23 protein-coding genes are annotated in these 26,960 nt (G+C 73.1%); 10 read left to right on the forward strand and 13 right to left on the reverse strand.

All coding sequences use genetic code 11. The annotated features are described in order from the left end of the window. Positions 1-2,850, reverse strand: a complete 2,850-nt coding sequence (locus ACWGH1_RS17770) for a penicillin acylase family protein (RefSeq protein WP_453354358.1) — start codon at positions 2,848-2,850, stop codon at positions 1-3. A gap of 214 nt (positions 2,851-3,064) precedes the next feature. Here ACWGH1_RS17770 and ACWGH1_RS17775 point away from each other — a divergent pair, with 214 nt between their 5' ends. The 6 genes from ACWGH1_RS17775 to mscL all read left to right on the forward strand — a co-directional run bounded on the left by ACWGH1_RS17775 (position 3,065) and on the right by mscL (position 9,037). Further along, complete coding sequence (locus ACWGH1_RS17775; RefSeq protein WP_453354359.1) at positions 3,065-4,588, forward strand: potassium/proton antiporter; 1,524 nt, start codon at positions 3,065-3,067, stop codon at positions 4,586-4,588. A gap of 398 nt (positions 4,589-4,986) precedes the next feature. Continuing rightward, on the forward strand, positions 4,987-6,285 hold the full coding sequence (locus ACWGH1_RS17780) for an MFS transporter (protein ID WP_453354360.1): 1,299 nt from the start codon (positions 4,987-4,989) through the stop codon (positions 6,283-6,285). A 108-nt stretch (positions 6,286-6,393) separates the two neighbouring features. Then, positions 6,394-6,693 carry an FmdB family zinc ribbon protein gene (locus ACWGH1_RS17785; protein WP_453354361.1) on the forward strand — a complete coding sequence of 100 codons (300 nt, stop codon included), beginning with the start codon at positions 6,394-6,396 and terminating at the stop codon, positions 6,691-6,693. A 75-nt stretch (positions 6,694-6,768) separates the two neighbouring features. Then, complete coding sequence (locus ACWGH1_RS17790; RefSeq protein WP_453357267.1) at positions 6,769-7,602, forward strand: S-methyl-5'-thioadenosine phosphorylase; 834 nt, start codon at positions 6,769-6,771, stop codon at positions 7,600-7,602. Between the two features lie 304 nt (positions 7,603-7,906). Further along, on the forward strand, positions 7,907-8,359 hold the full coding sequence (locus ACWGH1_RS17795) for a hypothetical protein (RefSeq protein ID WP_453357266.1): 453 nt from the start codon (positions 7,907-7,909) through the stop codon (positions 8,357-8,359). 120 nt (positions 8,360-8,479) lie between these two features. Next, complete coding sequence (mscL, locus tag ACWGH1_RS17800) at positions 8,480-9,037, forward strand: large conductance mechanosensitive channel protein MscL (RefSeq protein WP_453357265.1); 558 nt, start codon at positions 8,480-8,482, stop codon at positions 9,035-9,037. A gap of 10 nt (positions 9,038-9,047) precedes the next feature. Here mscL and ACWGH1_RS17805 read toward each other — a convergent pair whose 3' ends face one another. Next, on the reverse strand, positions 9,048-9,296 hold the full coding sequence (locus ACWGH1_RS17805) for a hypothetical protein (RefSeq protein WP_453357264.1): 249 nt from the start codon (positions 9,294-9,296) through the stop codon (positions 9,048-9,050). A 192-nt stretch (positions 9,297-9,488) separates the two neighbouring features. Between ACWGH1_RS17805 and ACWGH1_RS17810 the strand changes: the two genes are divergently transcribed. Beyond that, positions 9,489-10,643 carry a low temperature requirement protein A gene (locus tag ACWGH1_RS17810; protein ID WP_453353424.1) on the forward strand — a complete coding sequence of 385 codons (1,155 nt, stop codon included), beginning with the start codon at positions 9,489-9,491 and terminating at the stop codon, positions 10,641-10,643. A 62-nt stretch (positions 10,644-10,705) separates the two neighbouring features. Further along, positions 10,706-11,959, forward strand: coding sequence for a cytochrome P450 (locus ACWGH1_RS17815; RefSeq protein ID WP_453353425.1), 1,254 nt, complete (start codon positions 10,706-10,708; stop codon positions 11,957-11,959). A gap of 68 nt (positions 11,960-12,027) precedes the next feature. Here ACWGH1_RS17815 and ACWGH1_RS17820 read toward each other — a convergent pair whose 3' ends face one another. Further along, positions 12,028-12,522 (reverse strand): DUF5949 family protein, encoded by a 495-nt coding sequence (locus ACWGH1_RS17820; protein WP_453353426.1) that lies wholly within the window; start codon positions 12,520-12,522, stop codon positions 12,028-12,030. Between the two features lie 68 nt (positions 12,523-12,590). Continuing rightward, complete coding sequence (locus ACWGH1_RS17825) at positions 12,591-13,205, reverse strand: DUF4352 domain-containing protein (RefSeq protein ID WP_453353427.1); 615 nt, start codon at positions 13,203-13,205, stop codon at positions 12,591-12,593. Positions 13,206-13,366: 161 nt separating this feature from the next. Here ACWGH1_RS17825 and ACWGH1_RS17830 point away from each other — a divergent pair, with 161 nt between their 5' ends. Further along, the gene (locus ACWGH1_RS17830) at positions 13,367-13,819 is read left to right on the forward strand and encodes a DUF6299 family protein (RefSeq protein WP_453353428.1); all 453 of its coding nucleotides are present in this window, start codon (positions 13,367-13,369) and stop codon (positions 13,817-13,819) included. Positions 13,820-13,910: 91 nt separating this feature from the next. Here ACWGH1_RS17830 and ACWGH1_RS17835 read toward each other — a convergent pair whose 3' ends face one another. The 4 genes from ACWGH1_RS17835 to ACWGH1_RS17850 form a co-directional block, all read right to left on the reverse strand. After that, entirely contained in the window at positions 13,911-14,078 is a 168-nt protein-coding gene (locus ACWGH1_RS17835) for a hypothetical protein (protein ID WP_453353429.1), read from the reverse strand. Positions 14,079-14,163: 85 nt separating this feature from the next. After that, on the reverse strand, positions 14,164-16,176 hold the full coding sequence (locus ACWGH1_RS17840; protein WP_453353430.1) for a SpoIIE family protein phosphatase: 2,013 nt from the start codon (positions 16,174-16,176) through the stop codon (positions 14,164-14,166). A 359-nt stretch (positions 16,177-16,535) separates the two neighbouring features. Beyond that, positions 16,536-17,813: an FAD-dependent oxidoreductase gene (locus tag ACWGH1_RS17845; RefSeq protein WP_453353433.1), complete on the reverse strand. Its 1,278-nt coding sequence runs from the start codon at positions 17,811-17,813 to the stop codon at positions 16,536-16,538. A gap of 137 nt (positions 17,814-17,950) precedes the next feature. After that, on the reverse strand, positions 17,951-19,339 hold the full coding sequence (locus ACWGH1_RS17850; RefSeq protein ID WP_453408811.1) for a carboxylate--amine ligase: 1,389 nt from the start codon (positions 19,337-19,339) through the stop codon (positions 17,951-17,953). A gap of 149 nt (positions 19,340-19,488) precedes the next feature. Between ACWGH1_RS17850 and ACWGH1_RS17855 the strand changes: the two genes are divergently transcribed. Beyond that, positions 19,489-21,102 (forward strand): glycoside hydrolase family 26 protein, encoded by a 1,614-nt coding sequence (locus ACWGH1_RS17855; protein ID WP_453353432.1) that lies wholly within the window; start codon positions 19,489-19,491, stop codon positions 21,100-21,102. A gap of 65 nt (positions 21,103-21,167) precedes the next feature. Here the strand turns inward: ACWGH1_RS17855 and ACWGH1_RS17860 are convergent, their stop codons facing one another. The 5 genes from ACWGH1_RS17860 to murJ all read right to left on the reverse strand — a co-directional run. Continuing rightward, the gene (locus ACWGH1_RS17860) at positions 21,168-22,310 is read right to left on the reverse strand and encodes a GNAT family N-acetyltransferase (protein ID WP_453408805.1); all 1,143 of its coding nucleotides are present in this window, start codon (positions 22,308-22,310) and stop codon (positions 21,168-21,170) included. Next, entirely contained in the window at positions 22,307-22,993 is a 687-nt protein-coding gene (locus tag ACWGH1_RS17865; protein ID WP_453357627.1) for a lipopolysaccharide biosynthesis protein, read from the reverse strand. The genes ACWGH1_RS17860 and ACWGH1_RS17865 overlap by 4 nt, the downstream gene beginning before the upstream one ends. A 71-nt stretch (positions 22,994-23,064) precedes the next feature. After that, a complete protein-coding gene (locus ACWGH1_RS17870; protein WP_453408806.1) occupies positions 23,065-24,420 on the reverse strand; it encodes a glycosyltransferase in 1,356 nt (451 codons plus the stop codon). Next, entirely contained in the window at positions 24,417-25,193 is a 777-nt protein-coding gene (locus tag ACWGH1_RS17875; RefSeq protein ID WP_453356868.1) for a polysaccharide deacetylase family protein, read from the reverse strand. The genes ACWGH1_RS17870 and ACWGH1_RS17875 overlap by 4 nt, the downstream gene beginning before the upstream one ends. Continuing rightward, positions 25,183-26,960, reverse strand: a 1,778-nt coding sequence (gene murJ / locus ACWGH1_RS17880; RefSeq protein WP_453408807.1) for a murein biosynthesis integral membrane protein MurJ, incomplete at its 5' end; no start/stop codon positions are given. The genes ACWGH1_RS17875 and murJ, both read right to left, overlap by 11 nt.

A 26,960-nucleotide genomic window follows, 5' to 3' on the forward strand; every position in this document is an offset into this window, starting at 1 on the left:
TCAGGGCTTGAGGGTCAGGGTGTCGACCGTGGCCTTGTCGACGGCCTCCTTGCCGAACGGCCACTCCAGCAGCTCGCCCTTGGCCCACATCGTGGTCTGGTCGGTGTAGTTGGAGTTGTACGCGTGCCCCGAGGCGCCGGTCAGGTTTATCCAGCGGGACTTGTCGAGGTCGTTGAGGTTGACGACCATGCGCATCGACGGCACCCAGGTGACGCCGTAGCCGCTGGACGCGTTCCAGCCGGTCGCGTTGACGGTGGCCTCGCCGCCGCCCAGGTTCCACGGACCGCGGTTCAGCAGCCACCGCAGGAAGCCGGGGCCCTCGGTACCGATCGTCTGGTTCTTGAGCGTCAGCTGGTGCAGCCGGCCCCAGCTCCAGGTCGACTGGTCCTTGCCGAGCTTGGCGGTCAGCTCCCAGCGGGCGTCCTTCATGGCCCGGGCGAACAGCTCGTCGCGGGTGGTGGTCGGCTTCTCCCGCACGGTGCCGGGCGACTTCCACCAGGCCGACTTCTCGTCCTTGACCAGGCGGCGGACCACCTCGAACCACCGGTCGCCGCCGTCGGGCTGCGCCGAGTCCGCGCCCCGGGTACCGCATTCGCGGACGATGGCGGCGAGGTCGTCGGCGGGCCCGTTGCCGCTGTCCTGGACGTTCATGCAGCTGTTCGTGACGCGCAGCTCCATCGGCATCTTGTCGCCGAACGCCCGCTTGAGGACGTTGCGCCAGACGGCGTTGAAGTACGCGGCCGCCGCCGAGTCGGGCTCCTGGGTGTAGTTCCAGTCCTCCAGCAGTTTCTGCGCCGAGCGCACGTCCGGGTCGGAGACCGGGATCTTGGCCAGCATCGGCGTCAGCAGCGCGGCGATCTCGCTGCTGTTGTCCATCTGCATGGTGCGCATGTCATCGGTGGAGATCTTGCCGTTGTCCTTGGTCTTCGCCTCGATGAGGTCGTTGATCCGCTGGCTGCGGGCGCCGTAACCCCAGTCGGTGGTCAGCACGTACGGGTACTTGCCCGCGCCGGTCCCGCTCTCGGTGACGGCCTGGTTCGCCGTGACGATGTAGCCGCGCGCCGGGTTGTAGTCGTACGGCATCTCGTCCTGCGGGATGTAGCCCGCATTGCCGTCCTTGCTGCCCTTCCAGGCGTACTTGGAGTCCCAGCCGGGGGCCGGCATGCGGCCGTCGCCGGCACCACGGACCGGGATGCGGCCCGGGGCCTGGTAGCCGATGTTGCCGCTGACGCCCTTGTTGTCGGCGTAGATCAGGTTCTGGGACGGCACCTCGAAGTCGCGCGCGGCGGCGCGGAAGCCCGCGAAGTCCTTGGCCCGGTCGAGCTTGAACACGGCGTCCATCGACTTGCCCGGTTCCAGTGCCGTCCAGCGCAGGGCGATGCCGTAGCCGTCACCGCGGTCGGGGGCGGAGCCGGAGACCGGGGCGCGGGAGCCGACCGTGGCGAGCTCGTCGCTGCGGTCGGAGATCAGCGGGCCGTTGTTGGTGGTGCGGACGGTGATCCGCTTGCTCGTGCCGCCCGCGACCTTGATCTCCTCTTCACGGGTCGTGAAGGGGACCACCTTGTTGTCGTAGACGTAGCCCTCGGGCTTGATCTGCTCCAGGTAGAGGTCGGTGACGTCGGCGCCGAGGTTGGTCATGCCCCAGGCGATGTCGGCGTTGTGGCCGATGACCACGCCCGGCATGCCGGAGAAGCTGAAGCCGGCCACGTCGTACTGGCACTGGGGCGAGGCCGCACGGCAGTGCAGGCCCATCTGGTACCAGACCGAGGGCAGCTGCGGCGAGAGGTGCGGGTCGTTCGCGAGCAGCGGCTTGCCGGTGGTCGTGTACTTGCCCGCGACGACCCAGGAGTTCGAGCCGATGCCGCTGCCGTTGGGGCCGAGGATGGCCGGGATCTCGTCCAGGGTCTTGGCGAGCGAGGACAGCTGGGTGCGCAGGCCGACGCCGGCGCCCTGGGCGGTGGCGTTGTCGGCGAGGCCGGTGGTGATGCCGCCGTTCGGGGTGGCCTGGGAGCCGGTGGTGCCGGTACCCGCCGAGCCCGTGCCCGTGGACCCGGTACCCGTGCCCGTCGAGCCCGTGGACGCCGTGCCCTGGGGCCCGTACTTTCCGCCGGCGACGCTGCCGCCCTCGACGATCGGCTTGTTCCGGTCGAAGGGGTACGGCGGGTAGAGGTCGTCGATCTGCTGCGGCGAGAGCTTGCCGGCCATCAGGGACCGGTCGATCTCGTCCTGCATGTTGCCGCGCAGGTCCCAGGCCATCGCCTTGAGCCAGGCCACCGAGTCCACCGGCGTCCACTGCTCCGGCGCGTAGTCACCGGTCAGCTTGAGGGCCGCGTGCTCCACGGAGAGGTCCTTGCCGGACTTCCCCTTGAGGTAGGCGTTGACCCCGTCGGCGTACGCCTGGAGGTACTTCTTGGTCTCCGGTGAGAGCTTCGTGTCGTACTCGGCCTGCGCGACCTGGCGCCAGCCCAGCGTGCGCAGGAAGGCGTCGGTCTCGACCTGGCCGGAGCCGAACATCTCGGAGAGCCGCCCGGAGGTCATGTGGCGGCGGACGTCCATCTCCCAGAAGCGGTCCTGCGCGTGGACGAAGCCCTGCGCGCGGAAGAGGTCCTCGTCGTTGTCGGCGTAGAGCTGCGGGATCCCGTGTTCGTCGCGTTTGACGTCCACGGTCCCGGTCAGGCCGGGCAGCTTGAGGGAGCCGGTGGTCTGGGGGTAGGACGCACGGACGCCGTCGACGCTCCAGTACGCCCCGTAGCCGAGTCCCGCCAAGAGCGCCAGGACCATGACGAGCACGATCAGACGTGCGCGTCGTCCCTTCTTCTTGACGGAAGGGCCGGATGAGTTGGCGGGCATCGCTGTCCTTAGAGGGGCAGGGTGGTCCTGGGATTGCTGGAAGCAACCATAGGCGCAGGACCACCCCCGGTGATCCGCCAGGGGTCGAGGTCCTGAGGACAGGGCCGGACGGGCGTTTCACAATGTGATTGTCGAGTAAAGACTCCGTCAAAGATTAGGTAAGGTAACGAAGTGTCGTCGCACGTGCCCGCGGCGGAACGATCCGTCAGGGCGCATGGAGGGAAAGGGCCGCCCGCTGACTGTCCACCTGCTCAATGAGCTCCTGCTGGTCTGCTCGCTCGTGCTGCTCGTCGCGGTAGCGGCGGTACGCGTCTCCTCGCGCAGCGGTCTCCCCAGCCTGCTCATCTACCTCGGCATAGGCATAGCGATAGGCCAGGACGGCATAGGCAACGTCGTGTTCGACAACGCCGAGCTGACCCAGGTCATCGGCTACGCCGCGCTCGTCGTGATCCTCGCCGAGGGCGGTCTGGGCACCAAGTGGAAAGAGATCAGACCGGCCCTGCCGGCGGCGATCGTGCTCTCCCTCGTCGGGGTCGCGGTCAGTGTGGGGGTCACGGCGGCGGGTGCGCACTACCTGGTCGGGCTGGAGTGGCGCCAGGCCCTGCTGATCGGCGCGGTCGTCTCCTCGACCGACGCGGCGGCCGTCTTCTCGGTGCTGCGCAAGGTGCCGCTCCCCTCCCGGGTGACGGGTGTGCTGGAAGCGGAGTCGGGCTTCAACGACGCCCCGGTGGTCATCCTGGTGGTGTCCTTCGCGACCGTCGGACCGGTGGACGAGTGGTACGTCCTGATCGGCAAGATCGCGCTGGAGCTGGCCATCGGCATCGCCATCGGCCTGACGGTGGGCTTCCTGGGCGCGTACGGCCTGCGGCACGTGGCGCTGCCCGCCTCCGGCCTCTATCCGATCGCCGTGATGGCGATCGCCATCACGGCGTACGCGGCCGGTGCGCTGGCGCACGGCTCCGGCTTCCTCGCGGTGTACCTGGCGGCGATGGTCCTCGGGAACGCGAAGCTGCCCCACTGGCCGGCCACCCGGGGGTTCGCGGACGGGCTCGGCTGGATCGCCCAGATCGGCATGTTCGTCCTGCTCGGCCTGCTGGTGACCCCGCACGAGCTGGCCGGCGACTTCTGGCCCGCGGTGATCATCGGGCTGGTGCTGACGATGGTGGCGCGGCCCCTGGAGGTCTTCGTCAGCCTGCTGCCCTTCCGCATTCCCTGGCAGGAGCAGGCCCTGATGTCATGGGCGGGCCTGCGCGGCGCCGTGCCCATCATCTTGGCCACGATCCCGATGGTGACCGGGATCGAGGGCAGCGACCGGGTCTTCAACATCGTCTTCGTGCTCGTCGTCGTCTACACGCTGGTCCAGGGCCCGACCCTGCCGTGGCTGGCGCGCAAGCTCGAACTCGGCGACACCGAGGAGGGCGCCGCGGACCTGGGCATCGAGTCCGCGCCCCTGGAGAAGCTGCGCGGGCACCTGCTGTCCTTCGCCATACCGCAGTCCTCGCGGATGCACGGCGTGGAGGTCGGCGAGCTGCGGCTGCCGGCCGGTGCCTCGGTCACCCTGGTGGTCCGGGACGCGAAGAGCTTCGTACCGGCGCCGTCCACGGTGCTGCGGCGGGGGGACGAACTGCTGGTGGTGGCCACGGACCAGGTGCGGGACGCGGCGGAGGCGCGACTGCGGGCGGTCGCCCGGGGCGGCAAGCTCGCCGGCTGGCTGGGACAGGGTCCCAACGGGGCCTGAGCGGCACCGGGCGGGCTTGAACAGAGCGTTAGATCGACGTTCTAAATCTGTGATTTCGCGGTCCGGTGCGGGTTTCTGCCCTGCTTTGCGGACATGTGGAATGCGAACTTCCAGTTAATCGCAGGTGAAGACATACCTTGTCGCCGGAATCACAGGGCGCAGACGGAGGTCTGCCTGTACGATAAAGGCACACCACATCGAACCAACTCTGCCTGACGCAGAGCTGGCGCGACCGCAAAGCGGCCGTGGCTCCCTCCCGCAGTGGGCGCCCAGGTATCACTCGGTTCTGCGCAAGAGGACAGCTCTCGGGGCTCCCACATGTACGGGTGCGACTCGCCCACAAGGCGATGCACCGTCCGCAGACGGGGAGTTCTACCAGGCAGCGGAAAGGCAAGGCCGTGACATCCGCGGTCACGACCGACACGTCCGCCCGCCCCGGATACGGGCAGCTCCTGCGCACTCCCGGCGCCCTCGGCTTCCTGCTCCCGGGCTTCGCCGCCCGGCTCCCCTTCGGCATGCTGACCATCAGCATCCTGCTGCTCGTCCAGCACACGACCGGCTCCTACGCCAACGCCGGCATCGTCGCCGCCGTCACCGGCATCTCCATGGCGCTGTGCGCCCCCGTGATGGGCAACCTCACCGACAAGCACGGCCAGAGCGCCGTCCTGCTGCCGGTGGTCCTCGTCCACGCCGCCGCCGTGAGCGCCCTGGTCGCGCTCGCGCTGCTCGGCGCCCCCGTCCTCGCCGTCGCGGCCGCCGCGATCCCGGCAGGCGCCTCGGTGCCGCAGGTCGGCCCCATGGTCCGGGCCCGCTGGGCCGCCAAGCTGGAGGGCTCGCCGCTGCTGCCGACCGCCGCCGCGTTCGAGTCCGTCACCGACGAGTTCACCTTCGTCGTCGGCCCGGTCCTCGCCACCGCGCTGTGCACCGGTCTGCACCCCTCGGCCGGTCTCATCACCGAAGCCGCCCTGTCGCTGGTCGGCGGCCTGTTCTTCGCCGCCCAGCGCGCCACCCAGCCCAAGGCGCACACCCCGTCCGCCACCGGCACCAAGCGGGCCTCGGCCCTGTCCTTCCCGGGCCTGCGCGTCCTGATCGTCGCCTTCCTCGGGATCGGCGCCGTCTTCGGCGGCATGCAGGTCTCGATGGCCGCCTTCTCCGACGAGATGGGCAACCCGGGTGCGAACGGCCTGCTGTACGGCGTCTTCGCGGCGGGCAACATGGTCGCCGGCATCGCCTGCGGCGCCATCGCCTGGAAGATCGGCCCGCGCCGCCGGCTGCTGCTCGGCTACATCGGGCTGACCGCCGCGGCGTCGCTGCTGTGGACCGCCGACTCGATGGTCCTGCTGGCCGCGCTCGGCCTGCTCGTCGGTCTGTGCATCGCGCCGGCCCTGATCACCGGTTACACGATGATCGAGTCGCTGATCCCGGCGAACGCCCGCACCGAGGCGTTCACCTGGCTGACCGGGGCGGTCGCCTTCGGGCAGGCCATCGCCGTGATCGTGGCCGGCCGCCTTACGGACGCGCACGGGTCCTCGTACGGGTTCCTCGTGCCGGCCGCCGCCACGGCGCTGGCGCTGGTCACGCTGCTGTCCCTGCGGGCCAGGCTCGCGCCGAGGACGGCCGGCCGGATCGTCAGCTCGTCGGGCGCCCCGGAGAGCCGGGAGAACCGGGCCCGGCAGCGGGACCTCACCACCGTCTGAGGGTGGTGTCGGTCACCGCACGGCCGAGATCGGTGGACTGTTCCGCCGGAATACGTCACCATGGAGCGTCGTTAGCACTCATTGAGTGAGAGTGCCAGGAGGAAATTCGTGCCGACCTACCAGTACCAGTGCACCGAGTGCGGTGAGGGCCTTGAGGCCGTGCAGAAGTTCACCGATGACGCACTGACCGTGTGCCCGAACTGCGACGGACGCCTGAAGAAGGTGTTCTCAGCGGTCGGCATCGTCTTCAAGGGCTCCGGTTTCTACCGGAACGACAGCCGCGGTGCGTCGTCGAGCAGCACGCCTGCCTCGAAGCCGGCCGCGCCGTCCACCCCGGCGCCCGCCGCCGCCCCGGCCTCCTCGTCGTCGGCTTCGAGCACGAGCAGCAGCTCCAGCTCGGCTGCCTGACCCGTCCGCTTTCCGCAAGGCCCCGCCGCCCACCTGGGCAGCGGGGCCTTGCGCGTCCACGGCTAGGGTGGCCGCATGGCGAACGCAGAGATCGGTGTCATCGGTGGCTCGGGCTTCTACTCCTTCCTGGAGGACGTCTCCGAAATCCAGGTGGAGACCCCTTACGGGCCCCCGAGCGACTCCCTGTACCTGGGCGAGCTGGCCGGCCGGTCGGTGGCGTTCCTGCCGCGGCACGGGCGCAGCCACACGGTGCCGCCACACAAGATCAACTACCGGGCCAACCTGTGGGCGCTGCGCTCGGTCGGCGTGCGCCAGGTGCTGGGGCCCTGCGCGGTGGGCGGTCTGCGGGCCGAGTACGGGCCGGGCACGCTGCTGGTGCCGGACCAGCTGATGGACCGTACGAAGTCCCGGGTGCAGACCTTCTTCGACGGTGAGCCGCTGCCCGGGGGCGCCGTACCGAACGTCGTGCACACCACCTTCGCCGACCCGTACTGCCCGGTGGGCCGGGCGGTGGCGATGGACGCGGCGCGGGGGCGGGGCTGGGAACCGGTGGACGGCGGCACGATGGTCGTGGTGGAGGGCCCCCGGTTCTCGACGCGCGCCGAGTCGCTCTTCCACGCGGCCATGGGGTGGTCGGTGGTCGGCATGACGGGGCACCCGGAGGCGGTCCTCGCGCGGGAGCTGGGCCTCTGCTACACCTCGATGGCCCTGGTGACGGACCTGGACGCGGGCGCCGAGACGGGCGAGGGCGTCTCCCACACGGAGGTGCTGCGCGTGTTCGGTGAGAACGTCGGGCGGCTGCGCGAGGTCCTGTTCGACGCGGTCGCGGCCCTGCCGCCGACGGACTCGCGGGACTGCCTGTGCACGCACGCGCACGACGGCTGGGACCTGGGCATCGAGCTGCCGTAGCGCGCGGTCTCACCCCGGGGGGTGATGGGGTTTTCCACAACCTGGGGACCGTCCACAGGCGTGAGCGGGATCCGCCGCCGGGGCGGATGGTGAGGGGTGTCCGGGCGCCGGGTCCGGACACCGAACTCACAGCCAGGTGGTGTTCAGCATGTCCGGGTTCCTTTCCCCGCAGCTCTCCTCCTCTCCTCTCTCGTCCTCCTCTCCTCTCTCCTCCGCCTCCTCCGCTCCTGCGCCCGGGCGCCTGCCCGCGCGTACTCCCACGGCGCTGCCCGCGCGCACGCATATCTGTCTCCCCGCGCGCCCCGTGCCGCTCTTCCCACCGCTGCGGGTGGGGCGTGGCGGGGACCGGCTCAGGCGCGCCCTGCGCCGTCGGCGGCGGGCCGGGGCGGCCGGGCTGGCCGTCGTGGCGGCCGCCCTGGCGGTGGGCGGGACGGAGGCGCGGGCCTCCCGGGGCGCCGGGCCGCCGGAGGACCAGCCACCACCTGCGGTGGTGCGGATGGTGTCGGCCCCCGTGCGCATCGCGGACGCGGCGACGGTGCGGCTGCTGCGACCCGGGGACCGGGTGGACGTGGTGGCGGCGGAACGCGCGGGGCCGCCCCGGGTGGTCGCGGTCGCGGCCAGGGTCGCCGAAGTGCCGGAACCGGAGAAGACGCCGGGCGACGGCGGTGCCCTGGTGGTCCTGTCGGTGCCCCGGGAGACCGCGCGGGCCCTGGTGGGCGCCGGCAGCGTGTCACGGCTGGCGGTGACGTTGTGCTGAATCGAACACGTGACCCGTCACGTCGCTCCGGGACGGGCATCGATTGGACACGAGGGGCCCCGACTGCCGTAGTTTTCGAAACCGGCTCCGTGTTCCGTAGATGCGAGATGAGGCTCAGTCGTGAGCAAGAAGAACGAGAGCGTCCTGGCGGGCTTCAAGGCCTTCCTGATGCGCGGCAACGTCGTCGATCTGGCGGTGGCCGTGGTCATCGGCGCGGCGTTCACCAACATCGTGAACTCCGTGGTGAAGGGGATCATCAGTCCGGTGGTGGGCGCCGTCGGCACGAAGAGCCTGGACGGCTACTCGTCCTGCCTGAAGTCCCCGTGCGGCGTCGACGCCAAGGGGGAGCCGACGGGCGTCAACATCATGTGGGGTTCGGTGCTGAACGCCACGCTGACCTTCCTGATCACCGCGGCGGTCGTCTACTTCCTGATGGTGCTCCCCATGGCCAAGTACCTGGCCCGGCTGGAAGAGCGGCGCAAGGCCCGGGAAGGCGTGCAGGAGACCATGGAGATCACCGAGCTGGAGGTCCTCAAGGAGATCCGCGACAACCTGGTCGCCCAGCGCAACGGCTCCGGCCCGGCCGGTGGCCACGCCCAGGGCGTCCAGGGCCAGGGCTACGGCCAGACGCAGAGCTACGGCCAGGGGTACGGGCAGGGGCGCGACGGTTCGATCTGAGGTCTCGCGCTCAGACGTGGTGCGGGGGCTTCTCGTCGAGGAAGCGGGCCAGGTCGGCCGCGCTCCCGCCGGCGGGGGGCCGCTCGCCCCAGCCGCGGTCCGTGTCGTCCGAGGACTGCTGGTCCAGCGGGTCGCCGAAGTCGAGCTTCGGCTTCGGCCCGGGCTTCGCCGCCGGGGCGGACCCGGCGGCGCCGGACCCGGTCGTGGGACCGGACGGGTCCGCGGGGTCCTTGCGGTCGGAGGCGGAGGCGGTGCTCATGACTCCAGGGTACGGCCGGCCCCGCCGGCGCCCCGCTCGGCCCGGTCCCGCACCGGGCGACCCGTACCGTCCGGGACCGCCATGGGCGATGTGCCGATACGCCGTCCGGGTGAGGCCGGGCGGGTACCGGTTTTGGCCGGGAGTCCGCGCGCCTCGGTTCACGGACGGCGTACGGCTGCTGTCCTGGGCGGCATGATCTACGTACAGATGACCGCCCGGCGGCCGGACGAAGCGCACCGGACCGCGACGCCGCTGGAGCTGTTCTTCGACCTCTGCTTCGTCGTCGCCGTCGCCCAGGCCGGGGCGCGACTGGTCCACGCGCTCGCCGAGGGACACGTCGGCGCGGGCATCACCGGCTACCTGTTCGTCTTCTTCGGCGTGTTCTGGGCCTGGATCAACTTCTCCTGGTTCGCCTCCGCCTACGACTGCGACGACATCCCGTACCGGCTGGCGACCCTCGTCCAGATCTCCGGTGTGCTGATCTACGCGGCCGGAGTGCCGCGCGCCTTCGACAGCCAGGACTGGACCGCCGCGATCATCGGCTACGTGGTGATGCGCATCGCGCTCACCGCGCAGTGGCTGCGAGCGGCCGCGGGCGAGAGCGGCGCGGCCCGCCGGTCGGCGCTGCTGTACGCCGCCGGCCTGGTGGTGTGCCAGGCCGGGTGGATCGCCCTGCTGGCGGCCCCCGCCGGGGCGCGGCGCTGGCTGTTCCTGGTGCTGGTCCTGGCCGAGCTCTCCGTCCCGGTGATCGCCGAGAGACACCACCAGACGGCCTGGCACCCGCACCACATCGTGGAGCGGTACGGCTTGTTCACGCTGATCGTCCTCGGCGAGACGGTCTCGGCGAGCACCATCGCCGTGCAGTCCGCACTCGACGGGCACGAGACGCTGGGCGTGCTGCTGCCGATCGCCGCGGGCGGCCTGCTGGTCGTCTTCGCCGCCTGGTGGATCTACTTCGCGGTCCCCGCGCACGAGCGGCTGGCCACCAACCGCGAGGCGATCCCGTGGGGTTACGGGCACTACGTGATCCTCGGTTCGGCCGCGGCCATCGGCGCCGGGATGGAATTGGCGGTCGAGCAGGCGGTCGGCAAGGCCCACGTCTCGCAGCTGGCGGCCAATCTGGCGGTGACCGTACCCACCGCCCTCTATCTGGCAGCCGTTTGGCTCCTGCACGCCCGCCACTTCAAGCGCACCACGGCCCAGCAACTGCTGCTGCCGCTCTCCGCGCTGGCGGTCCTCGGCTGCGCCTGGACCGGGGAGTACGCGGTGCTGTGGGCCGGGCTGGTGATGGCGGCCTCGGTGGCGGTGGGCGTGACCTTGACCGAGCGCACGCGTTCTGGTGCGTGAGTACCAAGGGGGTCGGGGGCGGCACGGCGACTGCGCCGACGACGAGGAAGAAGGTGCGGACCATGACGGTCCCGGCACAGCGGTACGCGGACCGGCCCGGGCAGGAGCTCGCCGATCCGGCCTTCTGGCAACTGCCCCCGCAGGAGCGGCTGGCCGCCTTCGCCCGGCTGCGGGCGCTCGACGCCCCGGTGTTCGTGCCCGAGGGCCGGGGGCGCGGCCACTGGGCCCTCGTACGGCACGCGGACGTACAGGAGGCGAGCCGGCTGCCGAAGGTGTTCGCCAGCGCGCCCGGGGTGACCACCCCCGAGCCGGCCCGCTGGGTCCGGGCCCTGTTCGGTGACTCCATGGTCAATCTGGACGGGCCGGACCACGCGCAGCTGCGGAAGATCGTGCAGCGCGCCTTCACGCCCCGGCTGCTGGCGGCGGCCGAGGCGGACATCCACGCGGTGGCGGCCCGGATCGTGGACGACGTACTGGCGCAGCAACCGGACGAGTTCGTCTCGGCGGTGGCCTCCCGGCTGCCCCTGGAGGTCATCTGCAACATGATGGGCATCCCGGAGCACCACCGGCCGGAGATCGCCGACCGGGTCAACCACGCCTCGGAGAACATCGGGGTCGAGCGCGGCCTGGCGGCCCGGCTGCGGATGCCCGGGCGGGGGCTGCGGGCGCTGGCCCGGATGCAGCGGATGGTCGCGGGCATCGGGCGCGAGCGGCGCAGGCACCCGCAGGACGACCTGATCTCCGCGCTGGTCCGGGCGAACGTGGACGGCCAGGCGCTCGGCGCCCGCCAGCTGGGCGCGTTCTTCTCGCTGCTGATGGTGGCGGGGGTGGAGACCACCCGCAACGCCATCACCCACGGGCTGACGCTGCTGACCGACTTCCCGGACCAACGGGACCTGCTGCTCGGTGATTTCGAGGCGCACGCCGACGGGGCGGTGGACGAGATGATCCGCCACTCGACGCCGATCATCCAGTTCCGCCGGACGGTGGCCGCCGAACACGAGCTGGGCGGACGGCTGTTCCGGCCGGGCGAGAAGGTGGTGCTGTACTACGCCTCGGCCAACCGCGACGAGGCCGTCTTCCCCGACCCGGACGCCTTCGACATCACCCGCTCGCCCAACCCGCACCTGGGCTTCGGGGGCGGCGGCCCGCACTTCTGCCTGGGCGCGCACCTGGCCCGGGTGGAGATGAAGGCGCTGTTCCGGGAACTGCTGACCCGGCCGGTGGGGCTGCGGGCGGTGGGCCTGCCCGATCTGGCGGGCTCCAGCTTCGACAACCGGGTCCGCTCACTCCGGTTCGCCTTCGACCGGCCCTGACGGGGCCGGCGGGGGGGCCGGCCACCGGGCAGGCTGGGGGCCCGGCGGCCGGGGAGGGGGGCGCGCCGCTACTGGCGCAGGCTCTGCACCGTGATGACGCAGTGGGCGCTGCTGGTCAGTACCGCCTCATCGCCCGCGAACGCCTGGAGCAGCTCCGGGCTCACCGGGCGGCCGGGGACCGCCTCGGGCCATGCGGTGGTGGCGAAGAGGAAATACGCCTGGCCGCTCTCGTTCGCCGCCGCCACCCACTCGTCGGGTGCGGTGCAGGTGGCGTTCAGGCCGGGCAGGGTGAGCGCGATCTGATTGCCCGCGAGCAGGATCTGCACCGCGAAGGTGGAGGGGCTGCGGGTGCCGTCCATGACCACGTCGCCGATGGGCAGCCCGATCTCCTCCAGCAGCCCGCGGGCGGCCGCCTCCCCGGCCTCCCTGCCCTTAGGGCCGTCGCCGAGGGTGTAGGCGAGGAGATAGGGGATGTCGTGGCCTTCGGAGGGGTCGCCGATCCAGGCGAGCACCGAGAGGGTGCCGAGGTCGGAGCGGTCGATTTCGGCTTGGGTTGAAGTCATGCGCCGCACCTTAGTGCTCTCTCCCGCGACCCTTTCACGGCCTTTCACCCGGGCGGGCTACGGCGCCGCTACACCACCCAGAATCCCCCGCCGGAATTCGCCTGGATGTTCGTGTCCTGGTACTGGAGCCGCACGGCGCGCACCTTTTCCGGGATTTCGAACACCACCCATCCTTCGGCCCGTTCCCCGACCTCCAGGGAATCGAAGACGAGCGGTTTGCCCGTCGTCAGTTCGCCGGTGGGCACCACCGCGTGCCGCCCGCCCGCGCTGTCGTAGGCCCACATCCGCCCGAGCGCCCCGTAGGAAGCGCCGCCCACGTTGACGAACGACATCGAGGCGGCCACCCAGCGGGTCCCGGCGGCCGGCGCGAAGTTCTTGTCGACGCTGACGGCCGGGTCCACGTACGCGTTCAGCACCACCTGCAGGTGACGGCCCACCTGTCGCCCCCGGACCCGTACGGACTCACCCACATGAGCGTCCTTCGCGGCGCCGGGCGGGGCCTGCGCCCCGGGCCCGGCCGGGTCCTCCCCGGCGCCGGGCGCCCCGTCGTCGACCGGGCCGGCCGCCGCCGCGGCGGGGGCCGACGCGCCCCCCACGGGCGCGCTCTGGCAGGCGGTGGCACCGAACAGCAGGCAGGGCAGGAGGGCGGCGACGGCGAGAACGGAAGCGGAGTGGCTGCGCATACGGGATCCCTTCGGGGATCTTCGGGGATGTATTGCGGCCAGTTTCACGCCCCCGGTCGGGAAATTGCACACACCGACACGAGCCCACGGAGCGCGTCGGCTCCCAACTGCCAGCACAATGCGTTCCGGCGGAATTCCGCCACCCACGCCCACCTGGAGGAATGATGGCCCTGACCGGCCCCCGAATGGCCCTGTCCGCGTTCTCCGCACTGGCTGCCGCGGCGGTATTCGCCGCCCCCGCGAGCGCCACCTCTTACAACAATGCGATTTCCGTACAGCCGTACGCCCACATCACGCCGGAGGGCACGATCACCCTTTCCGGGACGTACCTCTGCAACGACCCGTCACCCGCGGGGGCGGTCCAGCTGATGGCCGTGGTCGTCCAGGACTCCGTCCGTCTCGGCAGCAACGCGGACGAGGAGCCCGTCTGCGACGGCTCGGTGCACGAGTGGCACAGCCACGCCAGGATCGCCTGGACCCCCGGCCTGCACGCCGGTGAGGCGGGCGTCGAGGTACGGCTCCAGCGGGTGAACCGGGCCGGCGGCATCATGCCGAAGTCCGTCGACACCCTTGCCGAGGACGTCCACGGCGTCGAGGTGCTCGACCACCGGTGACCGGGACGGCGAACCCGGGAGCCATAGCGCCGGCCGGTCCGGTAGCCGCCGCTACCGGGCGGGGCCGCCGCCGCGCCGTCGTGAGGGGGCGTCAGCGGCAGTGGGGCGCGACGCCGGTCATCGACATGAACGCCACGGTCTGGCAGCCGGGGTCCGCGTGCGGCAGGCCGGTCGTCCAGTCGACGACCGCCGGGATGCCGGCGGCCAGCAGGAGCAGGGCCAGGACGGCGGTGGCGACCCGCCCGTTCAGGCGGCGCACGTCACGTCCCCCGTGTCACACGTCGGTTCCATGGCCGCATCATCACCCCGCACCCCGCACCGCACAACCCGGTGCGACCGTCCGGTCACACCGCGCCACGCGGGACGCCCGTCGCCTCGAACTCGCACCACACGGCCTTGCCCTCGCCCCGGGACTCCACCCCCCAGTGCGAGGCCAGCGCGTCCACCAGGAGCAGCCCGCGCCCGGTGGTGGCCGACTCCCCCGGGGTACGCCGGCGCGGCCACACGCTGGAGCGGTCCTTGACCCACAGCCGGATCCGCCGGACCGGCTCGGGCAGCACCTCCATCGTCAGCACCGCCCCGCCGTCGGTGTGCAGCAGGGCGTTGACCAGCAGCTCCCCCGCCGCCAGCTCCACGTCGTCGGCGAGCTCCGGCATGCCCCAGTCGCGCAGCGCCTGCCGCAGGGCGTAGCGGGCCTCCGACAGGCCTTCCGGGTCGGCCTGGTGGATGTACTGGTGGATCCGCGGCGCGCGGTGCGTGCCCGGGTCGGGGGCCCGCCGCAGCACCAGCAGGGCCACGTCGTCCCCGGAGCCCCAGCGTTCCCAGAGCCGGTCCGAGAGGTGGTCGGCGAGGGCCCCGGCGCCCTCGGGGCCGCTGCGCACCGCGTGGGCCAGCGCCTCCATGCCCTGAGTGATGGCGGTCCCGGGCTCCTCCACGAGCCCGTCGGTGCACAGCACGAGCGTTTCACCGGGCACCAGGTCGAGGCGGGTCTCGGGGAACTCCTCCTGCTCGAACACCGAGGCCAGCCCGAGCGGCAGGCCGCCGCGGACGTTCGGCCAGCCGGTACGCCCGTCCGTGTGCCTGATCAGCGGTCCGAGGTGGCCCGCGCGGACCGCCCGTACGCCTCCCGTCTCCAGGTCCACCTGCGCGTACATGCAGGTCGCGAAGCGTTCCGTGTCGAGTTCGGCGAGGAAGCGGGAGGCCCGCGCCAGGACCGTGGACGGCGGGTGCCCCTCGCCCGCGTAGGCCCGCAGCGCGATCCGCAGCTGGCCCATGATCGCCGCCGCGTGGGTGTCGTGGCCCTGTACGTCGCCCACGACGATGCCGACCCGGTCCCGGGGCAGCGCGATCACGTCGTACCAGTCCCCGCCGACCTCGCGCCCGCTCCAGGCCGAGTGGTAGCGCACCGCGATCTCCCCGCCGCTGATCTCCGGGATCCGGCGCGGCAGCATGGCGGCCTGGAGGCCGGTGGCGAACTCCCGCTCCTGGTCGAAGAGCAGGGCCCGCTGGAGCGACTGGGCCACGATGCCGGCCAGGCCCAGGCACAGGTTGCGCTCCTCGGGGCTGAACTCGCTGCGCCGCCGGTAGAACAGCACCAGCCCGCCGATCGCCTTGGCCTGCGCGATCAGCGGCAGATAGGCGGCCGCGTTGTACGGGATCCTGGCGAGGTAGTCCGCGAGCAGCGGGAACTCGTCCGCGATCTCGGTGAGGGAGGTGGCGAAGCGTGCCTGCCGGGTGACCACCGCGTGCGAAAGCGGCAACGATCCGTCCAGCCGGGTGAACTGCCGCTCGCTGAGGATCTCCAGGCTCTCCCCGCTCAGCGCGATGATCTTGATCGCGTCGTTCTCGACCAGCCCCAGCGCCAGCCCGTCCGCGCCGAGCCGCTCCAGCGCGCCGGCCCCGGTCAGGCTCGCCGTCACGTCGTCGACCGTCACCGCCCGCGACAGGGCCTCGGTGGTGCGCTGCACGATGGTCGCCTGGTGGGCGCGCGCCGTCTCCAGCTTCCGCAGCGCGCTCAGGTGGGCGAGTTCGGCCGTCGCGTCCCGGACGATCCCGATGATCCGCAGCGGCCTCCCGCCGGGATCGCGCAGCACCCGGCCCTGCGTGTGCGTCCACTGGTCGCGTCCGTCGCGCCGGCGCACGGTGAAGTACGCGCCGTACGTCTCCTCCCCGCCGTCCAGGACGCCCTGCACGGTGTCGGCGAGGCGCGCGCTGTCATCGGCCGGGATCCGCAGTCCCAGGCCCTCCGGGGTGTCGTCGAACTCCTCCCGCTCCAGGTCGAAGACGGTCAGGCCGGGATCGTCCAGCACCAGCACCCCGGTGCCGAGGTTCCAGTCGAAGCTGCCCATGCCGTTCATGGCCAGCCGCTCCCCGGGCCCGGTCAGGGGCTCCCGTGCTTCCGGGCCGTCCCGCCCGGGTCCGTCGGATCGCTCCGCCGCTGCCAAGAGACACACACCACCTAACGGCCTGGCCAGCACGGCTGGGAAATGAGCCGCTCCCACTCCTCGTCAGGATGCCCCGGAAGGGTCCGCCCGGCCTCCCGCCAGCGCGAGAGGAGGGAGAGGTAGATCGTGTACTGCTCGCCGGGAGCAGGACCGGCGGCGGGCCTGGCCGGTGGCTGTTCCGCGCGGCTCGCCGGAATGCGTACCCAGCCACGGCCGCCGCCCTGTGCTCGCTCCGCGCCCATCACGACCCTTTCTCAGCGCACCGAAGCCGCTCACCGCAGATACGTCTTGGGATACCCCGCGGCCGCCCGGTCGACCCGGAATCCGCCGGGCGGACCCGGCAGCGCGCCCCGGCCGCCGAGGCGCCCCAGGACTCCCTTGACCAGTCTCCCCGCCGTGAAGCCGGCGCCGTGCACGAATCGCATGGAAGGGCCGAACGAGGGAGCCGTCAGCAGCCCGGCGAAGAACAGGCCGGGCCACGACGACTCGAACCGGGGGCCCAGCTCCGGTGTGCCGCCGTCGCCCACGACCGCCAGCGCCCCCCGCAGCCCCGCGTCGAGCAGCTCCAGCCGGCGCAGCTCCGGGGTGAAACCGGTCGCCGCGATGACGTGCGCGACGTCCAGTACGACCGACTCCCCGGCCGCCGTGGTCAGCCCGAGCCGGGTCCGCTCGCCGACCGCGACCGCCCGGTGCAGGTGGTGCCCGAGCAGTACGGGTACCCGCTGCTCGAAGCGGTCCCTCAGCCACCACGCCCCGGCCGGCCCCAGTGCGGTGGCGGCGATCCGCTCCCGGGTCGCCGCGGGCAGCCTGCGTACCGCCCAGGGCAGCTCCGACCACGCCCAGCTGCGCCAGCCGGTGCCGAGCCCGCTGTGCGGGTCGCGCAGCGCGCGGGGCAGTGACCGCTCCAGGGGCTGCGGGACGGTGTTCCAGTTCAGCCGCGGCCGCCGGGCCACCAGACACGGCCGGGCCCCCGCCTCGGCCAGCAGCGCGGCGGTCTCCAGGGCGGCCTGCCCGGCGCCGAGGACGGCGACCTCGCGGCCCGCGAACCGCGCGAGGTCGCGGTGGCCGCTGCTGTGCGAGTAGTGGGTGGGCGGGAGGTCGCGCAGCGCCGCGGGGAAGTTCACGAACGGCATGACCCCGACGGCCAGCGCGACCGTGCGGGTGAGCCGCGGCGGGCCCTGCGCCGTCCTGACCACGAACCCGTCACCGCGCGGGGCCACCTCGGTGACGGTGACCTCCTCCACCTCGGGACCGCCCGCGTGCCGGGCGAACCAGAGCCCGTACGCGCTGAACGTGCCGATCGGCAGCGGGCTGCCGTGCTCGGCGGTCAGCCCCCGGGTGGCGCAGTAGTCGGCCAGCGTGTACCGGCCCCCGGGCGCGGACAGGCTGGACGACCAGGGCTCCGACTTGAGGTACATGCCCGCGGGCATGTGGTCCCGCCACGACGCCATGGGCCGTCCCAGGACCCGTACCCGCAGCCCGGCGGCCGCCGCGTGCGCGGCGATCGACAGCCCGTACGGTCCCGCACCGACCACCACGAGATCGTCCATCCGCGTCATCGCTGTCCTTCCAGTCCCATGGATACCCGGCCCCGACCCCGCGCCTGCGGCCCCCCGCCCCGGTCCGGGGCCACCCGCACGGCCCGCGCGGCGGGGCGGGGGGCAGGCGGTCTCACCGGGTCACCGGGTCACCGGGTCACCAGCTCGTCCGGCTCCGCCGAAGCCTCCGGCGGCCGGGCGGCCGGGCCGCCCGAAGCGGCCGGCGGCTGCTGCCGGCCCCGCTGGCGGGGCGCCCGGACCACCGCTCGGGCGGTGCGCCGCCCCCGCGCGGGAACCCCGCGCAGCAGCCCCGCCCCCTTGTCCGCACCCCGCCCGAGGAACGCGGCCAGCATCGCCAGGAACGGCATCAGGTCGTCGGCGGCGAACCAGGCCGCCTCCACCCGGCCGCGCCGCGGTCCGGCCGGGGCGGCCGCGGCCGCTTCCCGCGCGCCGCCCGGGGCGAACGGCAGGCGCCGCCCCCGTACGGCCGCCAGCAGCGCGTAGTTCTCCGCGACGAACACCCGGCCGGGGCCGCCCGACGGCTCCGGCACCCGTTGCCCCGTCAGGTCCAGGTACATCGCCTGGACCACGTCCAGCCCGCTCGCGTCGGTGAACAGCCGGAACTGCGCCCCGGGGCGCGGGTTGAAGTCCACCAGCCGGAAGCAGCCCCGCTCGTCGCGGCGGAAGTCGAGGTCCAGGATCCCGTGGTAGCCCAGCCGTTCGGCGAGCCTCAGCCCCGCCTCCTCCACCGCCGGATCCGGCAGCCACCGCCCCACCGCCGTCAGCCCCGTCCGCACCGGCCAGGACAGCTCCTTGCGGCCCGATCCGACCAGCAGCGGGCGCCCGCCCCGGGCGAACGCCCCGTGGAAGAACCAGTCGGTGTCCGTACCGGCGGGCAGGAACCGCTGGAGCAGCAGCCGGCTGCCCGCCTCCGCCGAACGCTCGTACAGCCGCCGCGCCTCGGCGGCGCCGTGCAGCAGCGTGGTGCTGCGCAGTCCGGCCCCCGCCGGCAGCAGCCACGGCCGGCTCCACTTCGCCACCACCGGCAGACCGAGCCGCCACACGGCCTCGGCCGCCTCGGATCCGCTCGCCGGGATCACCGTCTCCGGGTGCGGGATCTCCCAGCGCGCGCACAGCCGGGCCAGTTCCGCCTTGTCGGCGACCTTGGCGGGAAGGCCGTCGGGCTGATGGGGGATCCGGTAACGCCCTTTCAGCATTGGCGCCATCCGGGCCACCGCGATGGCGCTCAGGTCGTCCATCGCGACCAGCACCGCCGGCCGCCCGATCCGTTCGGACACCCCGACGAGGCACTCCAGCAACGCCTCCGGCGCCTGCGGATCGAGCCCGCCCTCGGGCCCCGGATGCGCGGCGCGCAGGTACCGCGAACGCCCCATGGGACCTCCCCCGGCCTCGACGACGGCATGGACCTCCACGCCCCTGCGGCCAAGGGATCTGACGGCGCCGAGGGTTCCGTGGTGGAACGGATTGCGATCGAGTCTGAGCAGTACAGCGGGCACATGGTTGGCGAACGCGTGCATGGCAGCGGTGTCTTTCACCTAGTCGGACCAAACGGGAAGGGTACGCACCTGCGAATGGCCTACTGATGGGTCATCGGACAGGCCATTCGTCGGATGTGATGTCTAACGTCGTTGGTGACCGCACCGGTTCAGGAAGCTCGGGAGACGCCATGCGCAGACCACACCGCCGACTGGCGAGCACCTGCATCGGTACGGTCACGGCCGGACTCCTCGCGTCCGGCGCGGCGCTGGCGGCGCCCGAACCGCAACCGCCGGCCGGTTCCGGTTCCGACGTCGCCATGGGCGCCTACCTCGACTACGGGCCGCCCGGTGTCGCCCGGATCCCGTACCTGTCGCGCTGGCTGGGCGGCAAGGAGATCCGGGTCGGACACACCTATCTGCCCGGCGACCGGTGGGCCGGGATCGAGGGCTCCGTCGAGTTCCTGGAGGACTGGGCCGAGTGGCGGCAGGCCGACGACGACCGGATGTTCGTCCTCAACGTGCCCATGCAGGCGCGCAACGAGGACCGGGTGCCCGACTGGCAGGTGGCCCGGCTGATCAGGGCGGGCGCGCGGGGCGACTACGACGGCCACTTCCGCAAGCTCGCCGAGCGGCTGGTGGAACTGGGCGTGCCGGACACCGTCGTCGTGCTCGGGTGGGAGATGAACGGCTCCACGTACACCCACCGCTGCGGTCCCGATCCGGAGAACTGGAAGGCGTACTGGAAGCGCGTCGTCAACGCCATGCGTTCCGTGCCCGGACAGAAGTTCAAGTTCGATTTCGCCCCGAACCGGGGTTCGGACGCGATCGGCTGGACCCGCTGCTACCCCGGTGACGACGTGGTCGACGTCATCGGGATGGATTCGTACGACCAGGCCCCCGGCCGGACCTTCGACGACCAGGTCACCCAGCCGTACGGGCTCCAACAGCACGTCGACTTCGCGAAAGCACACGGCAAGCCGATCTCGTACCCGGAGTGGGGACTGTTCCGGCGCGGGGACAATCCCGAGTACGTACGGCGCATGCTCAAGTGGATCGAGCAGCACAAGCCGCTGTACCACACCATCACGGACTACTGCCCGCACGGCGTGTGGCAGTGCAAGGCGAACCCGCAGTCGGCCAAGGCCTTCCGCGCCGCTCTGACCCCGCGCACGCCGGTCCCGGTCACCCCGACGCCGGTGGTCCCGACCCCGCCGGTCGTACCCACACCGCCGGTCGTACCCACACCGCCGGTCGTACCCACACCGCCCGTCGTACCCACACCGCCCGTCGTTCCCACACCGCCGGCCGTGCCCACACCGCCGGTCGTCCCGTCGCCGCCGGCCGTGCCCAGCCCCTCCGTGCCGGGGCCCGTCGCGTCCACACCCCAGGCGCCGACCCCCACGCCCACGCCCACTCCGCTCGTGCCCACACCCGAGGTGCCGGCATCCGAGACGCCGGTCCCGCTCCCGCTCCCGAGCACACCGGATCCCACTCCCGTGAGCCCCTCGGTCCCGCCGGCCGTCCCGGCCGTCCCGGTCCCCGACGCGTCGGGGACCCCCACACCCGCGCCGACACCCACCCCCACGCCGACTCCCGCGCCCAAGCCCTCGGAGGCCGTGCCGAGCCCGTCGGCGCCCGCCGTGCCCGTCGTGCCCGTGGCGCCCGAGCCGAATCCGCCCACCACCAACACCACCCAGTGGTGCGTGCCGATCAACTTCGGCGAGTGGCTCTCCAAGCTCGTCGGCAACCAGGCCGTCTGCATCAAGATCAACTGGAGCAAGGGCTCGCTCTGGCCGTTCTAGCCGCCGGCCCCGGCGCTGGTCACCGCCGGGGCGCCGACGGCCCGGTCGCGGGCGCGTGCCTCCCGTCATCGCACCCGCAGTTCGTTCAGCCGCGCCCGCCAGTCCCTGGCGGCCGGCAGCGCCTCGCGCAGCGCGTCCACCGCCCGCTCGCGCCCCGTCACCTGCGACTCGTGCAGTCGCAGCAGGGGCGCGAGCGCGTTCGTGGACAGCAGGAGCCGCTGGTTGACGACCGCCTCGGGCCGCCAGTGGTTCTTGTACGGCTCGTTGCCGCGCAGGAAACTCACCACCGGACGGCCCTCGGCGAGGGCGCGGCCGGCCTCGTAGCGCAGCAGCAGGGTGGCGATGTCCACCTTCCTCTCGCGCAGGTCCGGGTCGGCCCCGTACAGGTAGCCGCCGCTCAGCGCCGCCGACAGCAGCGTGACGTTGGCGGCCACCACCTTCCCGTCCAGGCGGAACTCGGTCAGCCGGCCCTCGCCCGCCCGGACCATCCGCCGGGTCGCCCGGGTGAGGTGCTCCGCGAAGCGCGGCTTGAGGTGCTCCGGGGTGACCCCGCGTCCGCGCCACTGCTTCTCGTGCAGCCGCAGCAGCGTCCGTACGGCCCCCGGCACCTCGTGTTCGGTGACGTCGTGCTCCTCGATCCCGGCGGCGTCGGTCTTGCGGAGCTTGGCCCGGACCCGCTGCGCGCCGGACGCGGGCATGCGCTTGACCAGCTGGTCGAACGGCAGCGTCGGCAATTCCATGCAGGTGGAGTCGGCGAGCCTGGCCCGGGCCCCGGGCCAGGCCTCGAAGAGGGCCTCGGCCGCGGCGCCGGGCCTGACCTCGCGCAGGTCCACCACGGCGCCGCGGGCGGCCCGGTGCAGGCCGTGGGCCAGCGCCGGGACGACATGGTCGGCGTGGTCCGGGGCCACGAGCACGTCGAAGTAGTCGGTGATCCCGCCGCCGAGCGGCACCAGCAGCGGCAGCGGCCGGTGTACGAGGGTCAGCGCGGCCGCGCCGACCAGTTCCTCCCCGCGCCGTACGAGGAGCAGCCGCAGCCTTCCGTCGCGGCCGTACGAGAGCCACCAGGAGTGCAGCCAGGCGTGGCTCTGGAAGGGGGTGGCGGTGGGGCAGCCGCGCAGGAGCCGGTTCCACTGCTCCTCCAGCGCGGCGAACTGCCGGGGATCGCGGCACAGCGTCACCGACAGGGCCCCGGTGGAGCCCGAGGTCATCGCACGGACTCCTTCTCCTTGACCGGGGCGGGCTCGCCCTGCGCGGGCAGCGAGGCGTACTCCTCCACGACGGGCTCGCCGGCGGGCGTCCCGCGGCGCCGCCGCGTGGGCCGGGCCAGCAGCCACAGGCCGCCGAGCAGACCGCCGGCGCACAGCCCGACGGCGCCGCTGACGGGCGCGGACGGGGAGGCGGGGTCGGCCGGGGCGACGGCCTGGTTGAACAGGATGAGCTGCACGCCGGTGTTCTTGGCGGCCTGGTTGCTGCTCAGGGACAGCGCGTCGGCGACGGCGTTGGCGATGTCGGCGGCCTCGGCCGGGCTCTTGGAGGTGCCGGTGATGGCGATCATCGGGGAGTCCGGCGAGGTCTCCGCGCGCACCCGGGTCCGCAGCTGCCCGGCGTCGATGCCCGCGCGGGGCTGGGCGTAGGCGAGGGTGGAGCTGCTGGTGGCGATGCGGGCGTAGGCCTGGGCGAAGCCGAGTGCGGTGGCGGGCTCGGTGGTCTCGTTGGGTACGGCGACGACGTAACTGGTGGCGGCGTACTCGGGCGCCTTCAGCACCCCGTACGCCCCGCCCGCGGCCAGCCCCAGCAGCGCGCAGGCGGGCAACGGCCACCACGCGGGCGGCCGCGGGACCCGGATCCGGCGGCGGTGGTCGGACTTCTTCTGTTCGGCGGTGTCGGCCATGTGCGTGCTCGCTTCCTGAGTGGAGGGGACTTCCTTCGGCCCCCGACCGGGGACCCGTGCGGGAGAACTGCTCATCGGCGGTGATCGCCACTACCGCTGCCGCCGCCCTGTCCGGGGGCGGAGCCCGGGGCGGCGGCCCGGCTGTCGGCCCCGGCGGGGTGGGGCAGCTCCGGCCCCGCCGGCGATCGAGGAGCCCGGTCCGGGGCGGCGCCCCGGCTGTCGGCCCCGGCCGGGTGGGGCAGCTCCGGCCCCGCCGGCGCCTGGGGCGCGGGGCCCGGGGCGGCGCCCCGCGGATCCGGCCCCGCCGGGGCCGGGGCCAGGGTCGCGGCGTAGACCGCCAGGAGCTGTTCCGCGCTCCGCGCGATGTCGTACCGCCGCACCACCGGAGGTACCGGCAGCCGCCGCGCCCCCGCCTCCATGTGCCCTCGCAGCGCCGCGACCAGCTCCTCCGTGCCCGTACCGATCCGCCGCGCCCCCGGCGCCTGCGCGGCCGGAAGGTCGTCGACCGCCGGGCAGGTGACGTGCAGCACCGGCAGCCCCGCCGCCAGCGCCTCGACCACCGCCAGCCCGAACGCCTCCTCCCGCGACGGCGACACGAACACGTCCATCGCCGCCAGCAGCGCCGCCACCCCCGGGGTCCGGCCGTCCGCGCCGTCCCCCAGCGGGTCCCGCTCTCCCACCAGGTGGATCCGGCCCTGCACCCCCAGTTCCCCGGCCAGCCGCCGCAGCGCGGACCGCTCCGGACCGTCCCCGGCCAGCACCAGGTGCGCCCCCGGCAGCGCGGCCACGGCCCGCACCAGCACGTCGAACCGCTTCCCGGGCACCAGCCGGCCGACCCCGCCCACCACGAACGCCCGCTCCGGCAGCCCGGTCCGGGCCCGCGTGGCGCGCCGTACGCCCTCGTCGAAGCGGAACCGGACGGCCTCGATCCCGTTCGGTACGACGTGCACCCGTTCGGCCGGCACCCCCCAGGCCTCCAGCCGGCCCGCCACCGTCTCCGAGACGGCCACCGTCGCCCCGCCGAGCCGCTCACCGGCCAGGTACAGCGCCCGCACCCCGCGCGACAGCGGCCGGCCCTCGATCTCGGCCCCGCCCAGGGAGTGTTCCGTGGCCACGATCGCCCCGACCCCCGCGAGCCGGGCCGCGAGCCGCCCGTACAGGCAGGCCCGGTACAGGTGCGTGTGCACCAGGTCGTACCGGCCGCGCCGGATGAACCGCACCAGCCTCGGCAGCGCGGCCAGGTCCCGGTTGCCCTTCATGGCGAGGTGCACGACCCGGACCCCGTCGGCCCGCAGCCCCTCGGCCACCGGTCCCGGGTTGGTCAGCGTCAGCACGTCGCACCGCATCGGCATGTGCCGCAGCAGCAGCCGCAGCTGTTGTTCGGCGCCGCCCACGCCCAGCCCCGTGATGATGTGCAGCGCCTTCACCACCGCACCCCGCGCACCAGCTGCCGGGCCTGGTGGCGCAGCTGCTTGACGCGCAGCCGGGCCCCGCCGTCGGCCTGGCTGACGTGCGTGCGCGGCATGGCGTGCCGCCCCGCGAGCGGGCCGGGGTCGATGGCGCACGCGTACCCGTACCCGGCGGCCGCCGTCGCCTCCACCACCCGGACGTCGAGGTGGCCGTACGGGTAGCAGAACCCCTCGGGCAGGGTCCCGGTCAGCTCGCGGATCAGCTCCCGGCTGCCGCGCAGCTCCTGCTGGAGGACGTCTTCGGGCATGGCGGTGAGGTCCCGGTGCAGCAGCCCGTGCGAGCCGATCTCCTGTCCCGCCGCCGCGACTTCGCGGATGCCTTCGGCGGTGAGCAGCGGCTTGCGCGGTCCGAGCGGGTCCCACACGTTGTCGACGCCGAGCCGCCCGGGCAGCACGAACAGGGTGGAGGTGCAGTCGTAGCGGCGCAGCAGGGGCAGCGCCCGGGTCAGGAAGTCGGTGTAGCCGTCGTCGAAGGTGAGCCCGACGAGCCCGGCGTCCCGCCCGGCGGCGCGGGCCCGGAGCAGTTCGCCGACGGACACCCCGCGCAGTCCCCGGGAGCGCAGCCACAGCAGCTGCGCCTCCAGCGCAACCGGGGTGACGGTGATCCCGTACGGGTCCTCGGCGGGATCGGTGAACTCGGTGACCGAGTGGTACATCAGGACCCACGGCGATGCGGTCCGGCGGGTGGGTACCACCGAGGCGACGGGCGCCGTGTCGGTGTCAGCGGTCATGACGGAACCTCTGGGTGAGCTGGGAGGTGAGCTGGCTGATCTGTTCGGGCAGGGCGGTGATCTCCAGGGCCCGCATGGCCATCCCGGTGGCCCCGAACATGGCGGGGACGAGCAGGCAGCCGAGCGCGGCGCTGAGCAGCGGGTCGGGGATCATCGGTCCGGCGATCCACCCGGTGGCGCAGGCCGCGAAGGCGGCGACGGCGAGCCGGCCGATGCTGACGGCGACCCGGCGGACCTGGATGGGGACGATCCGGGAGCCGAGTCCGGTGAGCAGGAGCGCGGCGGTCGTGGAGATCCCGGCGGCGTTGGCGGCGGCGATGCCGTAGGTGCCCCACCAGCCGACGGCGAAGGCGCCGGCCACGATGTTGACGAGGAGCCCCGCGCCCATGGCGAGCGCGGGGAACCAGGTGGGCCGGTCGGTCGAGAAGAAGGGCCGGCTCAGCGCCCCGACGAGGCAGTGGCCCAGCAGCCCCAGGCCGTAGACGCGCATGACGGAGGCGGTGGCCAGGGTGTCGTGGTGGGTGAACGCCCCGCGCTCGAAGAGGACCTGGATGATCTGGGGCGCGTACCCGATGACGAGGGCGGTGCCCATCAGGACGGCGAGCGAGGCGAGCGCCAGGTCCTGTTCCACGCGCCGGCGGGCCTTCTCGCGTTCACCGCCGGCCATGGCCTGGGCGACGACGGGGAAGGTGACGGTGCAGATCATCAAGGAGAGCACCATCGGCATCTGCGCGACCTTCTGCGCGTAGTTGAGGTGCGAGATCGCGCCGGGCGGCAGGGATGCGGCGAGGAACCGCTCGACGAGGACCTGCGACTGGCGGAACACGGCGAAGAAGATGACCGGCGCGATCAGCCCGAAGGCGATCAGCGTCGGCCGGTCCCGGTCGCGCTGGCTGCGCGGGGCCGCTTTGACGCGGTTCGGGCCGAAGCCCACGTTGCGGATGAACGCCGGGAGTTGCACGAGGACCATCAGCGCCCCGCCGACGGCGACTCCGGCGGCCGCTGCCCGCACCCCCCAGACGGCGTGCAGCACCACCATCGTGCCGATGATGCCGATGTTGTACGAGACGTAGATCGCGGCGGGTGGCAGGAACGAGCGGTGTGCGCGCAGCGCGGCGCTGAAGTACCCGGCGACGCCGAAGGTGAGCACCGTCAGCGCGGTCATCCGGGTGCACTGGACGGCGAGTCCGGGGTCGGGGAGGCCGGGCGCGAGCACGCCCACGACGAGCGGCGCGGCGAGGACGAGTACGGAGGCGACGGCGGCCAGGAGCACGGCGAGGCGGGGCAGGGTGGCTCCGACGAGCAGCCGTACGGGGTCCTGGCTCCGGGCCTCCTTGCGGGTGAGCCCGGCCCGGCTGGCGGCCCGGCGGGCCAGTGCGTGGCTGAAGGCGGGCACCATCAGCAGCGCCATGGCGTCCTCGATGAGCAGCGTGGAGGCCATCTCGGGGACGGTCCAGGCGATGAGGAAGGCGTCACTGTCGTGTCCGGCGCCGAAGAGGTGGGCGATGGTCTGGTCCCGCACGAGGCCGAACACCGCTCCGGCGGCGGTGAGTCCGGCGGTGACGGCGGCGGCCTTCGCCAGGAACCGCCCGAGCGGGGCCGGTCCGCCCCCGCCGCGCCGCCCGTCCGGCCCGGTTCGGTCCGCGTCCGGCGCCGGGGCGTCCGCCGCCGGCTCGGGCACCGCCGGCTCGGGCCGGCCGGACCGGGGCAGGCCGACGCGCTCCCCGGGCGGCCCGGCGGGGGCCGGGGGCGCCGGCTCCGGCGGAC

It is taken from the genome of Streptomyces sp. NPDC054883 (assembly GCF_053610645.1).

Excerpts from the sequence above, each read along its gene's own strand:
- ACWGH1_RS17770 (WP_453354358.1), bottom strand. The coding sequence starts at position 2,850 with ATGCCCGCCAACTCATCCGGCCCTTCCGTCAAGAAGAAGGGACGACGC.
- ACWGH1_RS17775 (WP_453354359.1), top strand. The coding sequence starts at position 3,065 with ATGGAGGGAAAGGGCCGCCCGCTGACTGTCCACCTGCTCAATGAGCTC.
- ACWGH1_RS17790 (WP_453357267.1), top strand. The coding sequence starts at position 6,769 with ATGGCGAACGCAGAGATCGGTGTCATCGGTGGCTCGGGCTTCTACTCC.
- ACWGH1_RS17805 (WP_453357264.1), bottom strand. The coding sequence starts at position 9,296 with ATGAGCACCGCCTCCGCCTCCGACCGCAAGGACCCCGCGGACCCGTCC.
- ACWGH1_RS17810 (WP_453353424.1), top strand. The coding sequence starts at position 9,489 with ATGATCTACGTACAGATGACCGCCCGGCGGCCGGACGAAGCGCACCGG.
- ACWGH1_RS17815 (WP_453353425.1), top strand. The coding sequence starts at position 10,706 with ATGACGGTCCCGGCACAGCGGTACGCGGACCGGCCCGGGCAGGAGCTC.
- ACWGH1_RS17820 (WP_453353426.1), bottom strand. The coding sequence starts at position 12,522 with ATGACTTCAACCCAAGCCGAAATCGACCGCTCCGACCTCGGCACCCTC.
- ACWGH1_RS17825 (WP_453353427.1), bottom strand. The coding sequence starts at position 13,205 with ATGCGCAGCCACTCCGCTTCCGTTCTCGCCGTCGCCGCCCTCCTGCCC.
- ACWGH1_RS17830 (WP_453353428.1), top strand. The coding sequence starts at position 13,367 with ATGATGGCCCTGACCGGCCCCCGAATGGCCCTGTCCGCGTTCTCCGCA.
- ACWGH1_RS17840 (WP_453353430.1), bottom strand. The coding sequence starts at position 16,176 with ATGAACGGCATGGGCAGCTTCGACTGGAACCTCGGCACCGGGGTGCTG.
- ACWGH1_RS17845 (WP_453353433.1), bottom strand. The coding sequence starts at position 17,813 with ATGGACGATCTCGTGGTGGTCGGTGCGGGACCGTACGGGCTGTCGATC.
- ACWGH1_RS17850 (WP_453408811.1), bottom strand. The coding sequence starts at position 19,339 with ATGCACGCGTTCGCCAACCATGTGCCCGCTGTACTGCTCAGACTCGAT.
- ACWGH1_RS17855 (WP_453353432.1), top strand. The coding sequence starts at position 19,489 with ATGCGCAGACCACACCGCCGACTGGCGAGCACCTGCATCGGTACGGTC.
- ACWGH1_RS17860 (WP_453408805.1), bottom strand. The coding sequence starts at position 22,310 with ATGACCTCGGGCTCCACCGGGGCCCTGTCGGTGACGCTGTGCCGCGAT.
- ACWGH1_RS17865 (WP_453357627.1), bottom strand. The coding sequence starts at position 22,993 with ATGGCCGACACCGCCGAACAGAAGAAGTCCGACCACCGCCGCCGGATC.
- ACWGH1_RS17875 (WP_453356868.1), bottom strand. The coding sequence starts at position 25,193 with ATGACCGCTGACACCGACACGGCGCCCGTCGCCTCGGTGGTACCCACC.